This window comes from Streptococcus sp. 2018WUSS126, from assembly GCF_044427425.1.
Taxonomy (GTDB): Bacteria; Bacillota; Bacilli; order Lactobacillales; family Streptococcaceae; genus Streptococcus; species Streptococcus hashimotonensis.
Genome location: NZ_JAOTGB010000018.1, coordinates 35,759 through 58,313, shown reverse-complemented (window position 1 = coordinate 58,313; position 22,555 = coordinate 35,759). Strand labels below are relative to the sequence as shown.

General features: G+C 41.9%; 24 protein-coding genes. All 24 read left to right on the top strand.

Features of this window, described 5'->3' with window-relative positions; all coding sequences use genetic code 11:
* The first annotated feature begins 424 nt into the window (after positions 1-424).
* Entirely contained in the window at positions 425-1,408 is a 984-nt protein-coding gene (gene guaC / locus ODU34_RS07890) for a GMP reductase (RefSeq protein ID WP_014637970.1), read from the top strand.
* A 69-nt stretch (positions 1,409-1,477) separates the two neighbouring features.
* On the top strand, positions 1,478-2,827 hold the full coding sequence (locus ODU34_RS07885; protein WP_136647268.1) for an MATE family efflux transporter: 1,350 nt from the start codon (positions 1,478-1,480) through the stop codon (positions 2,825-2,827).
* Positions 2,828-2,924: 97 nt separating this feature from the next.
* Positions 2,925-3,443, top strand: coding sequence for a ribosome maturation factor RimM (gene rimM / locus ODU34_RS07880; protein WP_105178840.1), 519 nt, complete (start codon positions 2,925-2,927; stop codon positions 3,441-3,443).
* Complete coding sequence (gene trmD / locus ODU34_RS07875; RefSeq protein WP_024406314.1) at positions 3,433-4,158, top strand: tRNA (guanosine(37)-N1)-methyltransferase TrmD; 726 nt, start codon at positions 3,433-3,435, stop codon at positions 4,156-4,158. The genes rimM and trmD overlap by 11 nt, the downstream gene beginning before the upstream one ends.
* A gap of 30 nt (positions 4,159-4,188) precedes the next feature.
* Positions 4,189-5,244 carry a histidinol-phosphate transaminase gene (locus tag ODU34_RS07870; protein ID WP_192874221.1) on the top strand — a complete coding sequence of 352 codons (1,056 nt, stop codon included), beginning with the start codon at positions 4,189-4,191 and terminating at the stop codon, positions 5,242-5,244.
* A 93-nt stretch (positions 5,245-5,337) separates the two neighbouring features.
* On the top strand, positions 5,338-6,087 hold the full coding sequence (locus ODU34_RS07865; protein ID WP_105178838.1) for a DeoR/GlpR family DNA-binding transcription regulator: 750 nt from the start codon (positions 5,338-5,340) through the stop codon (positions 6,085-6,087).
* Positions 6,084-6,995, top strand: coding sequence for a 1-phosphofructokinase (gene pfkB, locus ODU34_RS07860; protein WP_024406316.1), 912 nt, complete (start codon positions 6,084-6,086; stop codon positions 6,993-6,995). The genes ODU34_RS07865 and pfkB overlap by 4 nt, the downstream gene beginning before the upstream one ends.
* Positions 6,992-8,947 carry a fructose-specific PTS transporter subunit EIIC gene (locus ODU34_RS07855; RefSeq protein WP_398578441.1) on the top strand — a complete coding sequence of 652 codons (1,956 nt, stop codon included), beginning with the start codon at positions 6,992-6,994 and terminating at the stop codon, positions 8,945-8,947. Before pfkB ends, ODU34_RS07855 begins: the two co-directional genes overlap by 4 nt.
* Positions 8,948-9,042: 95 nt before the next feature.
* Positions 9,043-9,417, top strand: coding sequence for a DUF1149 family protein (locus ODU34_RS07850; RefSeq protein ID WP_398578440.1), 375 nt, complete (start codon positions 9,043-9,045; stop codon positions 9,415-9,417).
* 1 nt (position 9,418) lies between these two features.
* Positions 9,419-10,270, top strand: a complete 852-nt coding sequence (locus ODU34_RS07845; RefSeq protein ID WP_253211506.1) for a DegV family protein — start codon at positions 9,419-9,421, stop codon at positions 10,268-10,270.
* A gap of 8 nt (positions 10,271-10,278) precedes the next feature.
* Positions 10,279-11,046 carry a 4-hydroxy-tetrahydrodipicolinate reductase gene (gene dapB, locus ODU34_RS07840; RefSeq protein ID WP_014637960.1) on the top strand — a complete coding sequence of 256 codons (768 nt, stop codon included), beginning with the start codon at positions 10,279-10,281 and terminating at the stop codon, positions 11,044-11,046.
* A complete protein-coding gene (locus ODU34_RS07835) occupies positions 11,043-12,254 on the top strand; it encodes a CCA tRNA nucleotidyltransferase (RefSeq protein ID WP_398578439.1) in 1,212 nt (403 codons plus the stop codon). The genes dapB and ODU34_RS07835 overlap by 4 nt, the downstream gene beginning before the upstream one ends.
* On the top strand, positions 12,247-14,115 hold the full coding sequence (locus ODU34_RS07830) for an ABC-F family ATP-binding cassette domain-containing protein (protein WP_398578438.1): 1,869 nt from the start codon (positions 12,247-12,249) through the stop codon (positions 14,113-14,115). The genes ODU34_RS07835 and ODU34_RS07830 overlap by 8 nt, the downstream gene beginning before the upstream one ends.
* Complete coding sequence (locus ODU34_RS07825; RefSeq protein ID WP_275601667.1) at positions 14,116-14,451, top strand: hypothetical protein; 336 nt, start codon at positions 14,116-14,118, stop codon at positions 14,449-14,451. It begins immediately after the preceding gene.
* 95 nt (positions 14,452-14,546) lie between these two features.
* Positions 14,547-15,506 carry an ROK family glucokinase gene (locus ODU34_RS07820; RefSeq protein ID WP_029179049.1) on the top strand — a complete coding sequence of 320 codons (960 nt, stop codon included), beginning with the start codon at positions 14,547-14,549 and terminating at the stop codon, positions 15,504-15,506.
* Positions 15,507-15,631: 125 nt separating this feature from the next.
* Entirely contained in the window at positions 15,632-15,910 is a 279-nt protein-coding gene (locus ODU34_RS07815) for a hypothetical protein (RefSeq protein ID WP_105136112.1), read from the top strand.
* A gap of 11 nt (positions 15,911-15,921) precedes the next feature.
* A complete protein-coding gene (locus ODU34_RS07810) occupies positions 15,922-16,224 on the top strand; it encodes a hypothetical protein (protein WP_024417934.1) in 303 nt (100 codons plus the stop codon).
* Positions 16,225-16,275: 51 nt separating this feature from the next.
* A complete protein-coding gene (locus tag ODU34_RS07805; RefSeq protein ID WP_105136111.1) occupies positions 16,276-17,115 on the top strand; it encodes a thymidylate synthase in 840 nt (279 codons plus the stop codon).
* Between the two features lie 337 nt (positions 17,116-17,452).
* Positions 17,453-17,965, top strand: a complete 513-nt coding sequence (locus tag ODU34_RS07800; protein ID WP_398578437.1) for a dihydrofolate reductase — start codon at positions 17,453-17,455, stop codon at positions 17,963-17,965.
* Between the two features lie 2 nt (positions 17,966-17,967).
* Positions 17,968-18,141, top strand: a complete 174-nt coding sequence (locus ODU34_RS07795) for a hypothetical protein (RefSeq protein ID WP_002934972.1) — start codon at positions 17,968-17,970, stop codon at positions 18,139-18,141.
* Positions 18,142-18,162: 21 nt separating this feature from the next.
* On the top strand, positions 18,163-19,389 hold the full coding sequence (clpX, locus tag ODU34_RS07790) for an ATP-dependent Clp protease ATP-binding subunit ClpX (protein ID WP_002934974.1): 1,227 nt from the start codon (positions 18,163-18,165) through the stop codon (positions 19,387-19,389).
* Positions 19,390-19,444: 55 nt separating this feature from the next.
* The gene (yihA, locus tag ODU34_RS07785) at positions 19,445-20,032 is read left to right on the top strand and encodes a ribosome biogenesis GTP-binding protein YihA/YsxC (protein WP_014638915.1); all 588 of its coding nucleotides are present in this window, start codon (positions 19,445-19,447) and stop codon (positions 20,030-20,032) included.
* A gap of 22 nt (positions 20,033-20,054) precedes the next feature.
* Positions 20,055-20,468 (top strand): nucleoside-diphosphate kinase, encoded by a 414-nt coding sequence (ndk, locus tag ODU34_RS07780; RefSeq protein ID WP_105136110.1) that lies wholly within the window; start codon positions 20,055-20,057, stop codon positions 20,466-20,468.
* Positions 20,469-20,705: 237 nt separating this feature from the next.
* Positions 20,706-22,538, top strand: coding sequence for a translation elongation factor 4 (lepA, locus tag ODU34_RS07775; RefSeq protein WP_105178828.1), 1,833 nt, complete (start codon positions 20,706-20,708; stop codon positions 22,536-22,538).
* The last annotated feature ends 17 nt before the right edge of the window (positions 22,539-22,555 follow it).

Below are 22,555 nucleotides of genomic sequence, written 5' to 3'. Positions count from 1 at the left end.
AAGATCCATTTTCAGATGGCAGTTTTAGAACGAGATAAAAGCCCGTTGTTACGGGCATTAGTCAAGTAATTATAGCACTAACCTGAACGAAGTTCAGCGAACGTCTTTAGACGTCGCTGGAGAGAAACGGCTTATAGCCGGTGTACAAGCCACCCGTTTTCACGGGTGGTTATGACGTGAAATTGTTTGAGTAAATTCTGAACATTTTTTTTAATTTTATAAGAATAGTAACTCAGAAAAGAATTATACGAATGTTATGTTTTATAAACGAGTCCCAAAAGTGATATATCCGAATATTGTCTAGATAGGTTTCTTTTTCATTGACAAAACACAAACGATAAGCTATACTATATCTTGTAATAAGGAAAAAATACGAAAAACAAACTGTTTTTCTGTTCCAATGTTAAGAAAAAGAGGTAGAAGCATGTTCAACGAAACTCCAGTTTTTGACTACGAAGATATTCAGCTCATTCCAAATAAATGTATCATCAATAGCCGTTCCGAGGCAGATACAACAGTGACTCTTGGGAAATATAGCTTTAAATTACCAGTTGTTCCAGCTAATATGCAGACTATTATTGATGAAGATGTAGCAGAAATGCTTGCCAAAGAAGGGTATTTCTACATCATGCATCGTTTCGATGAAGCTGGTCGTATTCCATTTATCAAACGCATGCACGAGCAAGGTTTGATTGCTTCCATCTCTGTTGGCGTAAAAGAATATGAATATGAGTTTGTGACTAGCTTGAAAGCTGATGCCCCTGAGTTTATCACCATTGATATTGCTCATGGTCATGCAGAAAGTGTTATCAAGATGATCCAACATATCAAGAAAGAATTACCTGAGACTTTTGTCATTGCAGGTAATGTCGGTACTCCAGAAGCAGTTCGTGAACTAGAAAATGCTGGTGCGGATGCGACAAAAGTTGGTATTGGTCCAGGTAAAGTATGTATTACAAAGGTTAAGACTGGTTTTGGTACAGGTGGTTGGCAGTTGGCTGCCCTTCGTTGGTGCGCAAAAGCTGCCCGTAAACCAATTATTGCGGACGGAGGTATCCGTACCCACGGAGATATTGCCAAATCTATCCGCTTCGGCGCAAGCATGGTCATGATTGGTTCGCTCTTTGCTGGTCACATTGAAAGCCCAGGTAAAACAATTGAAGTTGATGGCGAGAAATTCAAAGAGTACTACGGTTCTGCATCTGAATACCAAAAAGGTGCCTATAAAAACGTAGAAGGTAAGAAAATCTTACTCCCTGCCAAAGGACATTTGAAAGATACTCTGGTTGAAATGGAGCAAGATTTGCAGTCATCTATTTCTTATGCAGGTGGACGTGACATTACCAGCTTGAAGCATGTGGACTATGTTATCGTGAAAAACTCTATCTGGAATGGTGACTCTATCTAGTCAAAGAGGACTTGCAATGCAGGTCCTTTTCTTGTTACAATATTTATATAAAATTGAAAGAGAATAAGCATGTATCAAACAAGAAATAACAAAGAGAAGCTCTGGCTCTTTATCAAAATATTTTTGCCCATTTTAATTTATCAATTTGCTAATTACTCCGCATCCTTTATCGATACCATGATGACAGGCCAGTACAGCACTATGGATTTGGCTGGTGTTTCCATGGCAACCAGTCTTTGGAATCCGCTTTTTTCATTTCTAACAGGGATTGTATCTGCATTGGTCCCAATCATCGCTCAACATTTAGGAAAAGGTGAAAGAGATAAGATTCGTGAGGAGTTTCATCAGTTTGTCTATCTAGCCATCGGATTAACCATTTTACTCTTGTGCTCGGTCCTATTTATCGCTGTTCCCGCCTTGGCTCAGTTTGGACTTGATGAATCTGTTTTTCAAGTTGGTAGGCAGTACCTCTATTTTATTTCCATTGGCATCCTGCCTCTCTTACTCTTTAGTGTCTGTCGCTCTTTTTTCGACGCTCTCGGCTTGACTCAGCTATCCATGTACCTCATGTTGCTCCTTGTCCCATTTAACAGTCTATTTAACTATCTCTTAATTTATGGGAAAATGGGCCTACCGGCCCTAGGCGGAGCTGGAGCTGGATTGGGTACTGCTTTAGCTTATTGGGCGGTATTGCTAGTAATTGTCATTGTCATGTGCAACAATAAGACCATTGCAACTTATCAGATTTGGCGGTGGAGTCCGATTGATGGGTCTTTACTGAAAGAAGGATTGAAAATCGGACTTCCCATAGGTTTACAAGTCTTTGCAGAAGTAGCAATTTTTGCAGTTGTAGGGCTCTACATGGCTAAGTTTTCAGCCCAGATTATAGCAGCCCACCAGTCAGCTATGAACTTTGCGACATTATTATATGCCTTTCCTGCCTCAGTTTCTTCAGCCCTAGCTATTGTCATTGCTTATGAAGTAGGGGCCAAACGACCACAAGATGTGAAAGCCTACAGCCGTTTAGGACGCCTGGTGGCACTTGGTTTTGCAGGCTTAACACTCACTTTCCTATATTTTTTCCGCTCCAAAGTTGCCTACCTTTATGGTAATGATGCAGAATTTATCCGTCTGACCTCGCATTTTCTTAGCTTTGCCCTCATGTTCCAGTTAGCAGATGCCTTTACAGCACCTATTCAGGGGATTTTACGTGGTTACAAGGATACCACCATTCCCTTTGTACTTGGTTTGGTTGCCTATTGGTCCATGACCTTCCCAGTCGCATTCTTGCTTGAAAGATTTTTCCAAATGGGTCCAGAAGCCTATTGGATTGGTCTTATTTCAGGGATTTTTGTCTGCGGAATAGCTCTTAATTTGCGCTTGATCAAAATAGCTCACTCTCATTTGTCCGTGAAATAAATTAACTATGAAAGTCGGAGGCATCCGGCTTTTTCTCTCTTGTGAAAATATCTTGCTCATGTTAAAATAAAAGGATAGAAAATCAAATGGAGAAATTATGAATTATTTTAACGTAGGAAAGATTGTTAACACGCAAGGTCTACAAGGGGAAATGCGTGTTTTGTCTGTGACCGATTTTGCTGAAGAACGTTTTAAAAAAGGGGCAAAGCTTGCACTTTTTGATGACAAGGATCAGTTTGTCATGGAAGTGGAAATTGCTAGTCACCGTAAGGCTAAGAACTTTGATATTATCAAGTTTAAGGGTATGTATCATATCAACGATATTGAAAAGTACAAGGGCTTTAGTTTGAAAATTGCCGAGGAAAACTTGACCGCCCTTGAAGATGGTGAGTTTTATTACCATGAAATTATCGGCTTGGATGTCTATGAGAATGATATTCTGATCGGACAAATCAAGGAAATCTTGCAACCAGGTGCTAATGATGTCTGGGTTGTGAAAAGAAAAGGGAAGAAAGACCTGCTCTTGCCGTATATTCCGCCTGTTGTCTTGAACATTGATATTCCAAATAACCGTGTCGATGTGGAATTGCTCGAGGGCCTAGACGATGAGAATTGATATTTTGACCCTCTTCCCTGAGATGTTTGCGCCACTTGAACACTCTATCGTGGGCAAGGCACGAGACAAGGGCTTGTTGGAAATCAACTACCACAATTTCCGAGAGAAAGCTGAAAAGGCACGCCATGTGGACGATGAACCCTATGGCGGAGGACAAGGTATGTTGCTCCGTGCCCAGCCAATTTTTGATACCATGGATAGCATTGAACAAACCACTCCACGTGTTATCCTATTGGATCCCGCTGGGCGTACTTTCAATCAGGCCTATGCTGAAGAATTGGCACAGGAAGAGCAGTTGATTTTCATCTGCGGTCACTATGAAGGATATGATGAGCGGATTAAAACTTTGGTAACGGATGAAATTTCTCTCGGAGACTATGTTCTGACAGGTGGAGAGTTGGCAGCTATGACCATGATTGATGCTACCGTTCGCCTGATTCCAGAGGTTATTGGCAAGGAAGTCAGTCATACGGATGATAGTTTTTCATCAGGGCTATTGGAATATCCTCAATACACCCGACCATACGAGTATCGTGGAATGGTAGTTCCAGATGTATTAATGAGCGGTCACCATGAAAATATTCGTAAATGGCGTTTGGAAGAAAGTCTACGCAAAACCTATCAACGTCGTCCAGACTTGTTAGAAAACTATAACTTTACAGCTGAAGAGTTAACTATTTTTGAAAAAATCAAAGCAGAAGACACAGTTGATTAGACTGTGTTTTTCTTGCTAGAAGGAGAAATGATGAAACGCAAGGTATTTGAACACTACCAACCTTATAAAATCAAACAAAAGGCAAGATTTGATTTAGGAAATAACGAAAATCGTATCATTGATTGGGCCTTTTTGCCACAAGAGACCTTGGAAAATTTGGATGTCAGACAATTAAGTTTTTATGGGGATAACACTTACTCCGAACTGATTGAGAAATATGCGGCCTATCTTGGAGTGAATCCCAAACAAGTAACAGTAGGTGTGGGCTCTGATCATCTTATTCACATGATTGTTTCCACCTTTATGGAAAAGGATGATACTTTTTTGACTGTCAATCCAGACTTCTTCATGTATGAAACCTATAATCACATGCATGGTAGCCGGTTTGAAGCCATTGATTTGGAAGCAAAAAACGATACACTCGTCCTGCCAGTAGAGAAATTGTTGGCGCGTGCAGAGGAGTTGAAGGCAAAGATAATCATGCTCTCCAACCCTAACAATCCCTCTTCAGTAGCTTATTCGCTAGAAGATTTGGAGAAATTGGCTATTTCTTTTAAAGGGTTACTCGTTGTAGATGAGGCTTATATTGAATTTGCAAATGTCGAAAGCTTCATCAGTCGTCTGCAACAATTTGATAATGTTTTAGTTTTACGGACCTTATCAAAGGCTTTTGGACTTGCAGGTTTACGAGTTGGCTTTGCGGTAGGAAGCGAAGAGTTAATTTATGAATTGGACAAGGTCATTCCCCCATTCAGCTTGTCAAACTTGACTGCAAAAATGGCAGCCCTTGCATTGAATTATACAGACAAAGTTTTAGAAACAGTGGGAGTAATTCAGAATTTGCGAGAAGAAATGATTTTATTCTTGCAAGGGTTAGATAACTGTCAAGTTCTACCTAGTCAGGCTAGTTTTGTAACGTTTAAAGCACCGTGGACAGAAGAATTTTATCAGAAAGCCTTGGCACAGGATTGGAATTTCAAATATTATCCAACAGGTAAATTAGAAGGGTATATTCGCCTGTCTATTGGCCGTCCAGAAGAAATGGACATGATGAAAAAAATGATTGAGAAACTAGTGGAAGCGTAGATTCTGCTAGTTTTTTGAAAGAAAATGATAGAAAATGATTGACAATGGCAGAAAATCGTGTATAATGATTTTTGTAAACGATTGCAGGAGGTGTTGAACATACTCAAATCAGAACGAAAACAAGTCATTTTAGAACGCATTCAGGCTCAGCAATTCGTCCGATTGGAAGAGTTAGTTGAGATTCTAGCAACGTCTGAATCTACTGTTCGTAGGGATTTAGATGAACTAGAAAATGAAGGCAAACTTCGAAGAGTGCACGGCGGTGCTGAAGCACCAGGAAATTTGCAACTCGAAGAGTCTATTCTAGAAAAATCTGTCAAAAACGTTCAAGAAAAACGAGAGATTGCTGAACGAGCAGCTCGACAGATTGTTAACGGAGACGTAATTTTTTTAGATGCAGGTACAACAACCGGTGTACTGATTGATTATCTTCAGCAGGAAAATCTGACAGTCGTTACCAATTCTATTCACCACGCAGTGAGGCTGGTTGAACGCAAGATAAAAACAATCATTATAGGTGGTTTTGTTAAGCAATCAACAGATGCTTCCGTTGGAGCAGTAGCATTGGAACAAATTCGACAGCTCAATTTTGATAAGGCATTTCTGGGGATGAATGGTATTGATAAAAACTATTTTACAACGCCAGATATTGAAGAAGCGACCATCAAACGCACTATCATAGACAATGCCAAAGAAAGCTATGTTTTGGCAGATGCTTCTAAAATTGGTCAATTCTCCTTTGTTAAAGTTGCGGCAATCGAAAAATCCAACATTATCTGCCAATCTTCAGAAAGCAGTTTGTTGGACATCATAAAAGAGAAAACGAGGGTAATCGAGGTATGATTTATACAGTTACGCTCAATCCAGCGATTGACTATATCGTTCGTTTAGAACATGTCGAGACGGGCAGTGTCAATCGTATGGAGAGCGACGATAAGTATGCCGGCGGTAAGGGAATTAACGTTAGCCGTGTTTTGAAGCGCTTGGGCTATCCGAATACAGCAACGGGTTTCCTTGGGGGATTCACAGGTCAGTTCATCAAAGATGGATTGATTGCCGAAGGAATTGATACTGATTTTGTTCAGGTTAATCAAGATACACGTATTAACGTGAAAATCAAAGCTGACCAAGAAACAGAAATCAACGGTTTGGGTCCGATTGTGACAGATACACAGTTGGCCGAATTAGAAATGGTCTTAGCAGGATTGACCAAAGAAGACACCGTTGTCTTTGCTGGGTCTGCTCCAGCTAGTCTTGGAAATGAAGTCTACAATAGGCTGATTCCTGTGGCGAAAAAAGCAGGAGCGCAAGTTGTCTGTGACTTTGAAGGCCAAACACTTCTAGACTCATTAGCACACCAGCCACTCTTGGTCAAGCCAAACAACCATGAACTTGAAGCAATCTTCAACGTCGAGTTGAATGGCATTGCAGACATCGAGACCTATGCTAAGAAAATCTTAGATATGGGAGCTCAGAATGTTATCATTTCTATGGCAGGGGATGGGGCTTTGTTGGTCACTCCAGCAGCTACTTACTTTGCCAAACCAATCAAGGGAACAGTGAAAAATTCTGTCGGAGCTGGAGATTCCATGGTGGCAGGATTTACTGGCGAATACGTTCGCTCACAAGACCCAATCGAAGCCCTAAAATGGGGAGTTGCTTGCGGTACGGCAACAGCCTTTTCAGACGATTTGGCAAGTATCGAATTTATTAAGGAAACTTATGAAAAAGTTGAGGTAGAAACACTATGAAAATTCAAGACGTTTTGAGAAAAGATGTCATGTTGCTTGATTTGCAAGCGACAAGCAAGGAAGCAGTTATCGATGAAATGATTGCTAGTTTGGTTGATAAAGGTTATGTAACGGATTTTGAGGTATTCAAAACAGGTATCATGAACCGTGAAGCACAAACGACAACAGGACTTGGTGATGGTATCGCAATGCCACATGCTAAGAATGCTGCTGTAAAAGAAGCGACTGTTCTCTTTGCAAAATCAAACAAGGGTGTTGACTACGCAAGTCTTGATGGTCAACCAACCGACTTGTTCTTCATGATTGCAGCTCCAGAAGGTGCTAACGATACCCACTTGGCAGCCCTTGCTGAATTGTCTAAATACTTGATGAAAGCTGGTTTTGCTGATAGACTTCGTGCGGCAACAAATCCAGAAGAAGTGATTGCAGTATTCGATACAGCTGAAGCCGCTGACAAGGCTGCTGAGGAAGTAGTTGCAGCACCAAGTGGTGACCGTCCATTTATCGTTGCTGTTACAGCATGTACAACAGGTATTGCCCACACTTACATGGCAGAAGAAGCTCTTAAGAAACAAGCTGCTGAGATGGGTGTTGACATCAAGGTTGAAACCAACGGTGCTTCAGGTGTTGGAAACAAACTGACTGCTGAAGACATCAAGAAGGCAGCAGGTGTTATCATCGCAGCAGATAAGGCTGTCGATATGCCTCGTTTCAATGGTAAACCATTGGTATCTCGTCCAGTTGCAGCTGGAATCAAACAACCAGAAGAATTAATTAACCTTATCTTGGAGGGTAAAGCATCAGCCTACACAGCGTCAGAAGGAGTAGCTACTGTAGAATCTTCAGAAAAACTCAGTCTTGGTAAAGCGTTCTATAAACACTTGATGAGCGGTGTTTCTCAAATGTTGCCATTCGTTATCGGTGGCGGTATCTTGATTGCTCTTGCCTTCCTATTCGATGGAGCTCTAGGTGTGCCACAAGACAGCCTTGGTAGTCTGGGTTCATACCATGAAATCGCAGCTATGTTCATGAAGATAGGTGGAGCAGCCTTCGGCTTCATGTTGCCACTTCTTGCAGGTTACATTGCGTACTCAATCGCTGAAAAACCAGGTTTGGTTGCAGGTTTCGTAGCTGGTGCAATTGCTAGCAGCGGTCTTGCGTTCGGTAAAATCCCTTACGCAGCTGGTGGTGAAGAAACCCTTGCCCTTGCTGGTGTGTCATCTGGTTTCTTGGGTGCCCTCGTTGGTGGTTTCCTTGCTGGTGGTGTAGTGCTCGTTCTTCGCAACGTTTTGCGCAACCTTCCAAAATCACTTCAAGGTTTGAATGCTATCTTGCTCTTGCCACTTTTGGGAACAGCAATCACTGGTTTCTTGATGTTCTTCGTCAACATCCCAATGGCAGCTATCAACACAGGTATGAACAACTTCCTTGCAGGTCTTGAAGGTAGCTCTGCTATTCTCCTCGGCCTTGTCCTCGGTGGTATGATGGCAGTCGATATGGGTGGTCCAGTCAACAAGGCAGCTTATGTCTTCGGTACAGGTACACTTGCAGCAACTGTTGCAGATGGGGGTTCTGTTACCATGGCAGCGGTAATGGCAGGTGGTATGGTTCCACCGTTGGCAGTATTCGTTGCAACCCTTCTTTTCAAAGACAAATTCACACAAGAAGAGCGTAACTCAGGTTTGACAAACATCGTTATGGGTCTTTCATTCATCACTGAAGGTGCGATTCCGTTTGGTGCTGCTGACCCAGCTCGTGCAATCCCAAGCTTTATCGCTGGTTCTGCCCTTGCAGGTGCCTTGGTTGGTTTGTCAGGCATCCAATTGATGGCTCCTCACGGTGGTATCTTCGTTATCGCTTTGACATCTAATCCATTGCTTTACATCGCCTATGTTTTGATTGGTGCGGTTGTATCAGGTGTCCTTTACGGAGCACTTCGTAAAGCTAAATAATTTTGATTGAAACCTTGCTTCTGGCAAGGTTTTTTAGCTATTTCACGAGGATTATGGTATAATGTGAGTATTATTGTTATTAGAGGAGTCTTGAAATGGAAATCATTCGCGATAAAGAATTTGTCAATCAGTATCATTTTGATGCCCGCAATCACGCGTGGGAGAAAGAGAACGGAATTCCGGAAACAAAATTGAAAGTTGACTTTCAATTGATTGAGCAAAATCGTGCGGAAAATCGAACATCTATGATTACCATTTTGCGCTTTATGATTGTACTAGATCATTTTGTGATTTCAGGTGCCATGAGTCAGGCCGTTCACTTATCAAATCGATTGGTAGAAGAGCCAACTGAATTTACTGATGAAGAAAAACGTGTTTTGGTAGAGCCTCTTTTGGACATTTTAAAACGAATGACTTATGAGGTTACTGAAATCGCCTTTGATGCACCAGGAGTGAATTTGGAGTTTTAATATGAAATTAGCAGTTATAACTGACTCATCGGCTGTTTTGAATGTTCAAAGTATTGAGCGGGATGACCTGTTTGTTCTAAGCATTCCAGTCAGCATCGATGGGGAAAATTATATCGAAGGGCAAAATTTGACGGTTGAAGAGTTTTATCAAAAAATGGCTTCATCGAAAGAATTACCTAAAACAAGTCAACCGAGTTTGATGGAACTAGAAGAAATTCTGGCTAAATTAACAGAGAAAGGTTATACACACGCACTTGGCTTATTCTTGTCATCAGGTATTTCAGGTTTTTATCAAAATATTCAATATTTGGCTGATGAATTTGAAGGTCTGACAGTTGCCTTTCCAGATACCAAAATCACATCGGCTCCTTTGGGCATGATGGTGGAGAATGTCCTTAAATGGGCTGATGCAGGACTTAGTTTTGAAGAGATTACTGGGAAATTGGACCAAGAGATTGGCAAAACAACTGCCTTTATTATGGTTGATGACCTCAATCATTTGGTAAAAGGTGGTCGCTTGTCCAATGGTGCAGCCTTGCTTGGCAATCTTTTGAGCATCAAACCGATTCTGTATTTTACAGGTGAGGGTAAGATTGAAGTTTATGAAAAAGTTCGGACGGAGAAGAAAGCCATTAAGCGACTCTTGGAAATCCTCCAAGAACAAACCATAGAAGGACAATATCAGATTGCTATTATTCACGCCAACGCACCTCAGAAGGCTGAAAACTTTAAACAGCAGTTGGAAGAAGCAGGTGTCGGTAGCGATTTACCAATCGTGTCATTTGGTTCGGTCATCGGTACGCACTTGGGAGAAGGAGCTGTAGCCTTTGGTATTTCTCCCATTATTGAATAGGAGTTTGCATGACAATTAAGGTAATTATCGCAGGATTTAAAGGAAAAATGGGCTCAACGGCTGTTGAGATGGTCAAAGGTGACGCAGAACTTAGTCTGGCTGCCTTGGTGGATCCCTTTGCGACAGAAACAGAAGTAGATGGTGTTCCTGTTTTCAAGACCAAAGAAGAAGTTGCCAGCCTAGACGCTGATGTCTGGGTGGATTTTACAACGCCAAAATTTGCCTATGAAAACACCCGTTTTGCCTTGGAAAACGGCTTCGCACCTGTGGTTGGAACGACAGGATTTACCCCTGAAGAAATTGAAGAATTAACCACCTTGTCTGCTGAGAAGGGATTGGGTGGCTTGATTGCTCCTAACTTTGCTATTGGCGCTATCTTGCTCATGCAATTTGCAGCACAGGCAGCCAAGTATTTCCCAAATCTTGAAATCATCGAACTACACCATGACAAGAAGAAGGATGCACCGAGCGGAACAGCTGTCAAAACGGCTGAACTCATTTCCCAAGTCCGTCAGTCACAGACTCAAGGTGCAGCGGATGAAGAAGAACTGATTGCTGGTGCTCGCGGTGCAGAATTTGACGGCTTCCGTATCCACTCAGTACGGTTGCCAGGCCTTGTTGCCCATCAGGAAGTGATTTTTGGGGCACAGGGAGAAGGATTGACTATTCGTCATGATTCTTACGATCGCATTTCCTTTATGGGCGGTGTCAACCTCGGCATTAAAGAGGTAGTCAAACGCTCACAACTCGTTTATGGTTTGGAACACTTATTATGAAATTAAACAATCTGCCTTCTGAGTTTCAGGAGGCTTTGCCGATTTTAGAGAAAATTAAAGCAGCTGGTTACGAGGCTTATTTCGTTGGCGGTTCCGTTCGTGATGCCATTCTCGGTAGGCCTATTCATGATGTCGATATTGCGACATCCAGCTACCCTCAGGAAACGAAACAAATCTTTTCACGGACTATTGATGTCGGAATTGAACACGGTACGGTGCTAGTATTAGAGGGGAAAAAAGAGTATGAAATTACCACCTTTCGGACAGAGGAAGAGTATGTCGACTTCCGCAGACCGAGCCAGGTTTCTTTTGTGCGTTCCTTAGAAGAGGATCTCAAACGCCGCGACTTCACGGTCAATGCCTTTGCCTTTGATGAAGAGGCTCAGATTGTCGACCTCTTTGATGGGATGACTGACTTAGAAAACCGCACCCTACGAGCTGTAGGCATCCCGGCTGAGCGTTTCAATGAAGATGCCCTCCGTATCATGCGTGGATTTCGCTTTGCGGCGACCTTGGACTTTGAGATTGAGCCGACGACCTTTACAGCTATGGTTGAAACCGCACCGCTCTTGGAAAAAATCTCCGTGGAGCGTAGTTTTATCGAGTTTGATAAACTTTTGATGGCGGATTTTTGGCGAAAAGGCTTGCGCGCTATGATTAATTCCAAGGCTTATGATTTCTTGCCTGATTTAGCTGGAAAAAGTGATGAATTAGAGACCATGCTAACAAGCCTAACAGCAGAATTTCGCTTTTCGACTTCTGAACAAGCTTGGGCCATGCTCTTTGTCTGCCTAGGTATTGATAACATCAAATCCTTCCTGAAAAAATGGAAAACCAGCAATGATTTCCAACGAAGCGTAATCAAGTTGGTAGAGATTTATCAGCTTCGCCAAGCAGGACCTGTTACCAAGCAAATCTGTTTCAAGTATGGCAAAGAATTCTTGTACTTGGTAGAGGAACTCCGTCAGGCACAAGGTCTTGTTACAGATTTTGCAGCAATTGACAAGATTGACCAAGCCTTGACTATCCATGACAAGCATGAAATTGTTGTCAATGGTGGTCATCTGATGAAGGCATTTGACCTCAAACCAGGTCCAGTATTAGGAGAACTACTCAAAGAGGTGGAATTCCAGATTGTGGAAGGACAGCTGGAAAACGAAGAGCAAGCGATTATGACATTTGTGAAAGGAATTTTAGAGAATGAGTGATTTTATCGTTGAACACCTGACTAAATCTGTCGGAGATAAAACGGTCTTTGCTGATCTGTCTTTCATCATTCATCAGGGCGACCGAATCGGGATTATCGGGGTCAATGGTACAGGAAAGACGACTTTGTTGGATGTTCTGTCAGGTCGCATCGGTTTTGATGGAGACGTGTCGCCTTTTCGCACTAAAAATGCCTATAAAATCGCCTATCTGACTCAGGAACCTGATTTTGATGACAGTAAGACAGTTTTAGACACAGTTCTTTCATCTGACCTCCGTGAAACCCAGCTGATTCGTGAATACGAATTGCTCTTATCTCATTACGATGAAGCCAGTCAAGCAAGACTGGAGAAAGTCATGGCAGAGATGGATTCTCTCAATGCTTGGGAGATTGAAAGCCAGGTTAAAACAGTTCTTTCAAAACTAGGCTTGACAGACCTCAACAAAACTGTTGCTGAGTTATCAGGTGGTCTACGTAGGCGAGTGCAATTGGCCCAAGTTCTCCTTGGCAATGCTGACTTGCTCTTGCTGGATGAACCGACTAACCACTTGGACATTGATACCATTGAGTGGTTAACGACTTTTTTGAAAAATACTAAAAAGTCCGTTCTCTTCATTACCCACGATCGCTATTTCTTGGACAATGTGGCGACACGGATTTTTGAATTGGACCGCGCCAGCTTAACCGAATATCAGGGAAATTACCAGGACTATGTTCGTTTAAAGGCAGAACAGGACGAGCGAGATGCAGCCCTTCGCCATAAGAAAGAGCAACTCTACAAGCAGGAGTTGGCTTGGATGCGTAGACAACCTCAAGCTCGTGCAACCAAGCAGCAGGCTCGCATCAATCGTTTCCATGACCTCAAAGGCGATTTAGCCAACAAGATAGACGATAGTGAACTAGAAATCAATTTTGAAACCTCTCGTATCGGTAAAAAAGTCATCAACTTTGAAAATGTCAGCTTTTCCTATCCTGACAAGCCAATTTTAACGGACTTTACCCTGCTCATTCAAAACAAGGACCGCATCGGTATTGTTGGTGATAATGGTAAAGGAAAATCTACCTTACTCAATCTAATCGCAGGTGATTTGCAGGCAGACAGCGGTAAGGTAGATATTGGTGAAACCATCCGTATCGGTTATTTTTCTCAGACCATCAAGGGCTTGGACGAAAGCAAGCGGGTCATCAATTTCTTGCAGGAAGTGGCAGAAGAAGCTCAGACGACATCTGGTATGGTTTCTATTGCAGAACTCTTGGAGCAATTCCTCTTCCCACGTAATACCCACGGTACCTTGATTGAAAAGTTATCAGGTGGGGAGAAGAAGCGACTTTATTTACTTAAGATTCTTTTGCAACGGCCCAATGTTCTCTTACTAGATGAGCCGACCAACGACTTGGACATAGCGACTCTGACAGTCTTGGAACATTTCTTGCAGGGCTTTACTGGTCCAGTCATTACCGTTAGTCACGATCGTTATTTCCTGGACAAGGTAGCCAATAAAATCTTGGCTTTCGAAGATAACGGTATTGAGACCTTCTTTGGCAACTACACAGACTATCTGGATGAGAAGGCCTTTCTGGCTTCCAGCTCTGCCATTTCCCTGGAAAAACCAAAGGAGAAAAGCGAAAAGGTCAAAGAGAACAAGAAGCGGATGTCCTACTTTGAGAAGCAGGAATGGGCAACCATCGAAGAGGATATTGCTGGCTTGGAGGAGCGGATTGCGAAAATCGAGGCGGAAATGCTGACCTGTGGCAGTGATTTTACAAAATTGTCCGATTTGCAGAAGGAATTGGATGAGAAAAACGACCTGCTCTTGGAAAAATATGAGCGGTATGAGTATCTGAGCGAGTTGGAGGGCTAGATGAAAGTTCTTGTCATGTCATATATGGTCATCTATCTCTTGGTGACCTTGGGAGCGGCTTTGTTTAGCTATTTAAAGACCAAAAAAATGAATACATTGCGCTTGGTGTTAACGGTCTTATCCATGCTCTTGCTGGCTGTCACGCTTTATTTTTATAGTCAGTCTTATCACGACTTGCAGATGGTGGGGTTTGCTCTAGGATTTACCTTTATTTCTACTCTTTTTCTCTATAATGGAACGAAAGAAGGTAGTAATTTTACAACAGTTATGCTCTTTTCCGTTGGAAGGTTTATCTTACATATTCAATTTTTAATTTTGCTCTATCTCTTTCGATAGAGCAGTTTATTTTTATCCGTACAAATTTTTGAAAAGGCTTTACGCAAACCTTTGCATTGTGTTATAATAAAGAAAATACATTTGAGGTGATGATTATGTCTAAAAAAATTATCGGTATTGACTTGGGTGGTACATCTGTTAAATTGGCCATTTTGACTACTGAGGGAGAAATTCAAGAAAAATGGTCTATCAAGACAAATATTTTGGATGATGGAAGTCACATTGTTCCTGATATTATTGACAGTATCAAGCATCGATTTGAAACACATGGTTTGACAAAGGATGATTTCTTGGGTGTTGGTATGGGGTCTCCAGGTGTCGTTGATAGCGAAGCTGGTACTGTTATCGGTGCCTATAACCTCAACTGGAAAACCTTGCAATTGGTTAAAGAGCAGTTTGAATCTGCCCTTGGTTTGCCATTCTTTATCGACAATGATGCAAACGTAGCGGCCCTTGGTGAGCAATGGGTTGGTGCTGGAAACAACAATCCAAACGTTGTCTTTATGACGCTTGGTACAGGTGTCGGCGGTGGTGTCATCGCTGCTGGAAACTTGATTCGTGGGATCAAAGGTGCTGGTGGTGAATTGGGCCATATCACAGTTGACTTTGATGAGCCATTTGCATGTACTTGTGGTAAAAAAGGGTGCTTGGAAACTGTGGCTTCAGCAACAGGTATTGTCAATCTCAGCCGTCGCTATGCTGATCAATACGCTGGCGATGCAAAACTGAAACAAATGATTGACGATGGTCAAGATGTAACGGCTAAGGATGTCTTTGATTTGGCAAAAGAAGGCGATGATTTGGCTTTGATTGTCTACCGTCACTTCTCAGAATACCTAGGTGTTGCTTGTGCAAACATTGCTGCAGTCCTCAATCCTGCCTACATCGTTCTGGGTGGCGGTGTATCAGCTGCAGGAGAGTTTTTATTGGATGGTGTTCGCAAGGTCTTTGCTGAAAATAGCTTCCCACAAATCAAGGAAAGTACACAAATTGTCTTGGCAACACGTGGTAATGATGCAGGTGTATTGGGCGCAGCATCACTCGTCTTGAAATAATCGTTCAAAGCAGAGTTCCCTCTGCTTTTTTAAAATCCGCCGTCACAATTTCTTTATATACATATATTGAAAAATGTAGTATTTAAGCGTACAATGAAAGTGTAAAGAGAAAGGAGTGGCACCTTATGAAACAGGTAAACATGTCTAAAATAATCAACTATCTGACCATTCTTGGTTTATTGATTTTGTTATCTGCCTTTTTCCTTGATAACTTGATTCGTGACTGGTTTTTCCCGTCTAGCTGGGGAAACGTAGCAACCATGTTGATTCTCCCTCTACTGGGGGCTCTAATTCTTATACTATCTATCTATTATAAAAAATTGTGGACTGGTTTGATTAGTATCTTTTTAATTATCTCATTTCCTCTGATATTCGGTATTGGCTACTTTATATTTGGTCCCTAGAAGGAGTGGTTATGAACCTGACTTTACTAAAAAGATTAAATCTAGTTTTATATGGTATCGCAATTTTTCTCATCGTCATGCTATTTTTACCAATAGGCCAATGGTTTGATATTGTAAATGTGAATTTTAAACTAACATTTTTCATCATTCCCTTTTTCGGTCTCGCTAGTTTACCAACGGCTATTTACACTAAAAATGTTCGTCAGATATTGTTGAGTGTTCTCTTGGTTGCCTTGTATTTTATATTGTTCAGCCTAGTAACTGCCCTTTCTGGTCTGTTTCAGCTCAACCTCTACCCCTTGCTATATAAATGAGAACTCCAGTGCAAACTGGAGTTTTTTCTCAGAACATGCTATACTAAACTCATGACTAAAGCAGATATTATTTTTAAAGAAAACATTCGTAAGATTATGGAAGAGGGCGTTTTTTCAGAAAATGCTCGCCCACGTTACAAGGATGGAAATGTAGCTAATTCCAAGTACGTTACAGGTGCCTTTGCTGAATATGATTTGTCTAAGGGCGAGTTTCCTATTACAACACTTAGACCTATTCCAATTAAGTCGGCCATCAAAGAAATTCTCTGGATTTACCAAGACCAGACCAATGATTTGTCGGTTTTACAGGAAAAATACGGTGTCCAGTATTGGAATGATTGGGAAGTTGAGGGAACTGGCACAATCGGTGAACGTTACGGTGCTATTGTGAAAAAACATGACATCATTTCCAAGATTCTCAAACAATTGGAGGAAAATCCATGGAATCGCCGCAATGTGATTTCTTTGTGGGATTATGAAGCCTTTGACCAATCTGCTGGTCTCTTGCCATGTGCCTTTCAGACTATGTTTGACGTTCGACGAGTGGATGGGGAGATTTACCTGGATGCAACTCTAACTCAGCGGTCAAATGATATGCTAGTAGCCCATCATATCAACGCTATGCAGTATGTAGCCCTTCAGATGATGATTGCTAAACATTTTAGCTGGAAGGTTGGGAAGTTTTTCTATTTCATCAACAATCTTCACATCTATGACAATCAGTTTGAACAAGCTGAAGAATTGCTCCGCCGTACACCATCTGAAGTAGAGCCTCGTTTAGTCTTGAACGTCCCAGACGGAACAAACTTTTTTGATATTAAATCAGAAGATTTTGAGTTGGTGGACTATGAGCCGGTTAAGCCGCAGTTAAAATTCGACTTAGCAATTTAACTGGATTAGCAGTGAAGAACTTCGTTCTTTTACCTCGCTTCTTTATTTTTAGGCTCGGGCTGAAACAGTTCCCCGACCTGTTTCACTTCCAACCTTCAACAGTCTATACTCAGACTTTCGAAGCCAGTTAAGCCGCAACTCAAATTTGACTTGGCGATTTAAGATGAGGGGGGCATGCCAGCACCAGCGAGATTCACATTCTACGAATCTCGGAATCTTCCCTATCTCTGAGGAGTCGATGATAGTTTCAATATGATAAAAAAATGCACTAGCCCTACTTGGTAAGTGCATTTTTCATGTTTTTTTGATAGAATGATAGGACGGAAAGTGAGAGAAAATGACTAAAAAGATTGTTGCTATTTGGGCTCAAGATGAAAATGGATTGATTGGGAAAGGTGATAAACTGCCTTGGTTATTGCCTGCTGATTTTGCTCATTTCAAAGAAACGACAACAGGTCACACGATGGTGATGGGACGTATAACCTTCGACGGCATGGGGAAACGTGCTCTTCCCAATCGTCACACCATTGTTTTGACAACGGATAAAACCTATCAACTAGAGAGTGAACGTGTTACCATTTTACACAGTGTGGAAGATGTCCTAGATTGGTATAACAAACAGGAGCAGACACTATTTGTGCTTGGTGGGGGACAAATTTTTACTGCCTTTGCACCTTACATCGAAACATTAATAGTGACAGATATTCACGGTCAATTTAATGGCGATGTGTATTTTCCGAAAGCATTTCCTATGGAGAAATTTCAGCTACAAAGCGCCAATTTACGTCCAAAAGACGAGAAAAACCCGTATGATTTTACAATAAAAACCTATGAAAGAAGAGATGGTTAGGCATGGAGAGAAGTTTATTCGGTTTATTTACAGCATTTCTCTGTGGGATTTGTGTTCTTTGTGCGATTCAAGCCTTTCGGAAGAAACGTTTTGGTTTAGCAATTTTATTTTTACTGAATGCTTTTACCAATCTGGTCAATAGTATTCATGCCATTTATGGATTTTTATTTAGATAAGAGATATGAAAGAGGAAACACATGGCTGTTAAGCATACACATGAGCTAATCTATTGCTCATTTTGCGGAAAAAATCAAGAAGAAGTTAAAAAAATTATCGCTGGGAACAATGTCTTCATTTGTAATGAATGCGTGGAACTAGCACAGGAAATCATTCGTGAGGAACTGGCAGAAGAAGTTTTGACAGACTTAGCCGATACGCCAAAGCCACAAGAATTACTCAATATCCTGAACAACTACGTCATCGGACAGGATCGTGCAAAACGTGCTTTAGCAGTAGCCGTTTACAACCACTACAAACGTATCAATTTCCAGGATAGCCGTGATGAGAACGATGTTGATTTGCAAAAATCAAATATCCTTATGATTGGCCCAACTGGTTCAGGAAAAACCTTCCTAGCTCAGACCTTGGCTAAAAGTTTGAATGTCCCGTTTGCTATTGCTGATGCGACCGCTCTTACTGAGGCGGGTTATGTTGGTGAAGACGTAGAAAATATCCTCCTCAAACTTTTGCAGGCTGCAGACTTTAACATCGACCGTGCAGAAAGAGGAATTATCTATGTGGATGAAATTGATAAAATTGCCAAAAAAGGTGAAAATGTGTCCATTACCCGCGATGTATCTGGTGAAGGTGTCCAGCAAGCTCTCCTAAAAATTATCGAGGGAACTGTGGCCAGCGTACCACCACAAGGCGGACGCAAACATCCAAACCAAGAAATGATTCACGTGGACACCAAAAATATCCTGTTTATCGTTGGCGGTGCATTTGATGGTATCGAAGAAATCGTCAAACAGCGTCTCGGTGAAAAAATCATCGGTTTTGGTCATAATAATCGTGCTATTGATGAAAAAGAATCATACATGCAACATATCATTGCAGACGATATTCAAAAATTCGGTATCATTCCAGAGTTGATTGGTCGCTTGCCTGTATTCGCAGCTTTGGACCAATTGACAACAGAGGATTTGGTACGCATTTTGACGGAACCGAAGAATGCTCTTGTAAAACAATACCAGACACTCTTGTCTTATGATGACGTGGAGCTTGACTTTGATGAGGACGCCTTGTTAGCAATTGCAGAAAAAGCAATTGAACGTAAGACTGGTGCTCGTGGACTTCGCTCCATCATTGAAGAAACGATGTTGGATGTCATGTTTGAGGTGCCAGGCCAAGATAACGTTAAACGTGTTCGTGTAACAAAAGCAGCAGTAGACGGTAAGGAAAAGCCTTTACTAGAAACTGCATAAAAAAATAAAGGGTGGAAACTGATTGTTTTCTACCCTTATTTATGAAAGGTATAAAATGGAAATCAACACACATAATGCTGAGATTTTGCTCAGTGCTGTTTCAAAAGCCCAGTATCCGGGCGATGACATTCCAGAAATTGCCCTTGCCGGGCGATCTAACGTTGGAAAGTCCTCATTTATCAATACTCTTCTAGGAAGAAAAAATCTTGCACGTACGTCAGGAAAACCAGGAAAGACTCAACAACTCAATTTTTATAATATAGATGATAAAATTCGATTCGTAGATGTTCCAGGTTATGGCTATGCTAAAGTATCCAAAACTGAGCGTGCTAAGTGGGGCAAAATGATCGAAGAGTATTTGACGACACGAGAAAATCTACGTGTTGTGGTGAGTTTAGTAGACATGCGTCATGAGCCATCAGCAGATGATGTTCAAATGTATGATTTCTTGAAATATTATGAAATTCCTGTTATTATTGTGGCAACGAAGGCTGATAAAATCCCACGAGGAAAGTGGAATAAGCACGAATCGATGATTAAAAAGAAATTGGATTTTGATAAAAATGATCAATTCGTTATCTTTTCTTCTGAGACTCGTCACGGATACGATCAGGCATGGGATGCTATCTTAAGCAACATCTAATAAACAGTTCAGGAGAAAAATCATGGAACGTACTTTCTTCATCATCAAACCAGATGCTCTTAAGCGTGGACTTGCGGGACAAATTCTTTCACGTATCGAACGCAGGGGATTTCAAATCCGAGATTTAAAAATGGTTACAGCGACAGAAGAGGTAATCAGTCAACATTATGATCATTTGACAGATAAACCTTTCTTCCCGCAATTAGTACAATATATGACGAGCGGGCCGATGATAGCTGGCATTATAGAAGGGCCAGAAGTTATCAAATCTTGGCGAGATATGATGGGAGCTACCAATCCAGTAAACGCCTTACCTGGGACTATTCGTGGAGATTTTGCGACAGCGCCCGTTGAGGGAATTGTGGCAAATGTCGTTCATGGCTCAGATAGTGCAGAAGCAGCCGAACGAGAGATCGGTCTTTGGCTGGGAAAATAGCAGAGCAGTTCAACCACAGCAATCCTACTCAAAGTTTGTGTCAACATCTCAGCGCAGTGGTTGATTGGCAGATTTGTTCGTGTTTCACACTCCAAATCTGTCCTAATCAACTGTGCGGGGGTGGGAAGACGAACTCTTCTATGAATGCAGGAGTTCTTTCCCACTCCCGTTTTTCTTATGGCAAGTTCTTGGTATTTCTGATATAATAAAGAGTAATACCCTTGTAGAGGAAGAAACATGAATTTAGAAGATTTGAAAAAACGACAGGAGAAAATTCGTAATTTCTCCATTATTGCCCACATCGACCATGGTAAATCAACCTTGGCTGACCGTATTCTTGAGAAGACAGAAACAGTTTCCAGCCGTGAAATGCAAGCTCAGTTGCTGGATAGTATGGATTTGGAGCGTGAGCGTGGTATCACCATTAAATTGAATGCTATCGAACTCAACTATACAGCTAAAGATGGAGAGACATACATTTTCCACTTGATTGACACACCAGGACACGTGGACTTTACCTATGAAGTATCGCGTTCTCTTGCGGCCTGTGAGGGTGCGATTCTGGTGGTGGATGCTGCTCAAGGGATTGAAGCACAGACCTTGGCTAACGTTTATCTAGCCTTGGACAATGATTTGGAAATCCTGCCTATCATTAACAAGATTGACCTGCCAGCAGCAGACCCAGAGCGTGTTCGTCAAGAAATCGAAGATGTGATTGGTTTGGATGCTTCAGAAGCAGTGCCAACATCAGCTAAGGCAGGTATTGGTATCGAGGAGATCTTGGAGCAGATTGTCGAGAAGGTTCCAGCACCGACTGGTGATGTGGCTGCTCCATTGCAAGCATTGATTTTTGACTCTGTCTATGACCCTTATCGTGGGGTTATCCTCCAAGTTCGTATCGTCAATGGTGTCGTTAAGCCAGGTGATACCATCCAGATGATGAGCAACGGCAAGACCTTTGATGTAACAGAAGTCGGAATTTTCACACCAAAAGCCATTGGTCGTGATTTCCTAGCAGTTGGAGATGTTGGCTATATCGCAGCTTCTATCAAGACTGTGGCTGATACTCGTGTCGGTGATACAGTAACCTTAGCGGATAATCCAGCCAGTGAGCCACTCTCAGGCTACAAACAGATGAACCCAATGGTCTTTGCAGGTATCTATCCAATTGATTCCAACAAGTACAACGACCTTCGTGAAGCCTTGGAAAAGCTCCAGCTCAACGATGCCAGCTTGCAGTTTGAACCTGAAACATCGCAGGCCCTCGGCTTTGGTTTCCGTTGTGGCTTCTTAGGTCTCTTGCACATGGATGTTATTCAAGAACGGATTGAGCGCGAATTTAACATTGACCTCATCATGACAGCACCGTCGGTAGTCTACCATGTCAACATGACGGACGGTGAAATGATTGATGTAGCCAACCCGTCCGAATTCCCAGACCCAACCAAGATTGCAACTATCGAAGAACCATATGTTAAGGCACAAATCATGGTACCGCAGGAATACGTCGGTGCAGTCATGGAATTGGCTCAGCGGAAACGTGGTGACTTTGTGACTATGGATTATATCGATGATAACCGTGTCAATGTCATCTACCAAATTCCACTTGCGGAGATTGTCTTCGACTTCTTTGACAAGCTTAAGTCATCCACTCGTGGTTATGCCAGCTTCGACTATGAGATTTCTGAATATCGTTCATCCAAGTTGGTGAAAATGGATATTCTCCTTAATGGGGATAAGGTCGATGCTCTCAGCTTTATCGTCCACAAGGAATTTGCCTATGAACGTGGGAAAATCATCGTGGACAAACTCAAGAAAATCATTCCTCGTCAACAGTTTGAAGTACCAATCCAAGCTGCTATCGGTCAGAAAATCGTTGCCCGTAGCGACATCAAGGCCCTTCGCAAAAACGTTTTGGCCAAGTGTTATGGTGGTGACGTTTCCCGTAAACGCAAACTCCTAGAAAAACAAAAAGCTGGTAAGAAACGGATGAAAGCCATCGGCTCTGTCGAAGTACCTCAAGAAGCCTTCCTCAGCGTTCTCAGCATGGATGAAGACGATAAGAAATAAACTTGATACAAAGAAAC

Bases quoted from the DNA above. Each gene is read 5' to 3' on its own strand.
- ODU34_RS07800 (WP_398578437.1), top strand. From the start codon at position 17,453: ATGACTAAAAAGATTGTTGCTATTTGGGCTCAAGATGAAAATGGATTG.
- ODU34_RS07805 (WP_105136111.1), top strand. From the start codon at position 16,276: ATGACTAAAGCAGATATTATTTTTAAAGAAAACATTCGTAAGATTATG.
- ODU34_RS07845 (WP_253211506.1), top strand. From the start codon at position 9,419: ATGAAATTAGCAGTTATAACTGACTCATCGGCTGTTTTGAATGTTCAA.
- ODU34_RS07825 (WP_275601667.1), top strand. From the start codon at position 14,116: ATGAAAGTTCTTGTCATGTCATATATGGTCATCTATCTCTTGGTGACC.
- dapB (WP_014637960.1), top strand. From the start codon at position 10,279: ATGACAATTAAGGTAATTATCGCAGGATTTAAAGGAAAAATGGGCTCA.
- ODU34_RS07885 (WP_136647268.1), top strand. From the start codon at position 1,478: ATGTATCAAACAAGAAATAACAAAGAGAAGCTCTGGCTCTTTATCAAA.
- pfkB (WP_024406316.1), top strand. From the start codon at position 6,084: ATGATTTATACAGTTACGCTCAATCCAGCGATTGACTATATCGTTCGT.
- ODU34_RS07855 (WP_398578441.1), top strand. From the start codon at position 6,992: ATGAAAATTCAAGACGTTTTGAGAAAAGATGTCATGTTGCTTGATTTG.
- ODU34_RS07835 (WP_398578439.1), top strand. From the start codon at position 11,043: ATGAAATTAAACAATCTGCCTTCTGAGTTTCAGGAGGCTTTGCCGATT.
- ODU34_RS07815 (WP_105136112.1), top strand. From the start codon at position 15,632: ATGAAACAGGTAAACATGTCTAAAATAATCAACTATCTGACCATTCTT.
- ODU34_RS07795 (WP_002934972.1), top strand. From the start codon at position 17,968: ATGGAGAGAAGTTTATTCGGTTTATTTACAGCATTTCTCTGTGGGATT.
- ndk (WP_105136110.1), top strand. From the start codon at position 20,055: ATGGAACGTACTTTCTTCATCATCAAACCAGATGCTCTTAAGCGTGGA.
- clpX (WP_002934974.1), top strand. From the start codon at position 18,163: ATGGCTGTTAAGCATACACATGAGCTAATCTATTGCTCATTTTGCGGA.
- ODU34_RS07820 (WP_029179049.1), top strand. From the start codon at position 14,547: ATGTCTAAAAAAATTATCGGTATTGACTTGGGTGGTACATCTGTTAAA.
- yihA (WP_014638915.1), top strand. From the start codon at position 19,445: ATGGAAATCAACACACATAATGCTGAGATTTTGCTCAGTGCTGTTTCA.
- rimM (WP_105178840.1), top strand. From the start codon at position 2,925: ATGAATTATTTTAACGTAGGAAAGATTGTTAACACGCAAGGTCTACAA.
- guaC (WP_014637970.1), top strand. From the start codon at position 425: ATGTTCAACGAAACTCCAGTTTTTGACTACGAAGATATTCAGCTCATT.
- ODU34_RS07830 (WP_398578438.1), top strand. From the start codon at position 12,247: ATGAGTGATTTTATCGTTGAACACCTGACTAAATCTGTCGGAGATAAA.
- ODU34_RS07850 (WP_398578440.1), top strand. From the start codon at position 9,043: ATGGAAATCATTCGCGATAAAGAATTTGTCAATCAGTATCATTTTGAT.
- trmD (WP_024406314.1), top strand. From the start codon at position 3,433: ATGAGAATTGATATTTTGACCCTCTTCCCTGAGATGTTTGCGCCACTT.
- ODU34_RS07870 (WP_192874221.1), top strand. From the start codon at position 4,189: ATGAAACGCAAGGTATTTGAACACTACCAACCTTATAAAATCAAACAA.
- lepA (WP_105178828.1), top strand. From the start codon at position 20,706: ATGAATTTAGAAGATTTGAAAAAACGACAGGAGAAAATTCGTAATTTC.
- ODU34_RS07810 (WP_024417934.1), top strand. From the start codon at position 15,922: ATGAACCTGACTTTACTAAAAAGATTAAATCTAGTTTTATATGGTATC.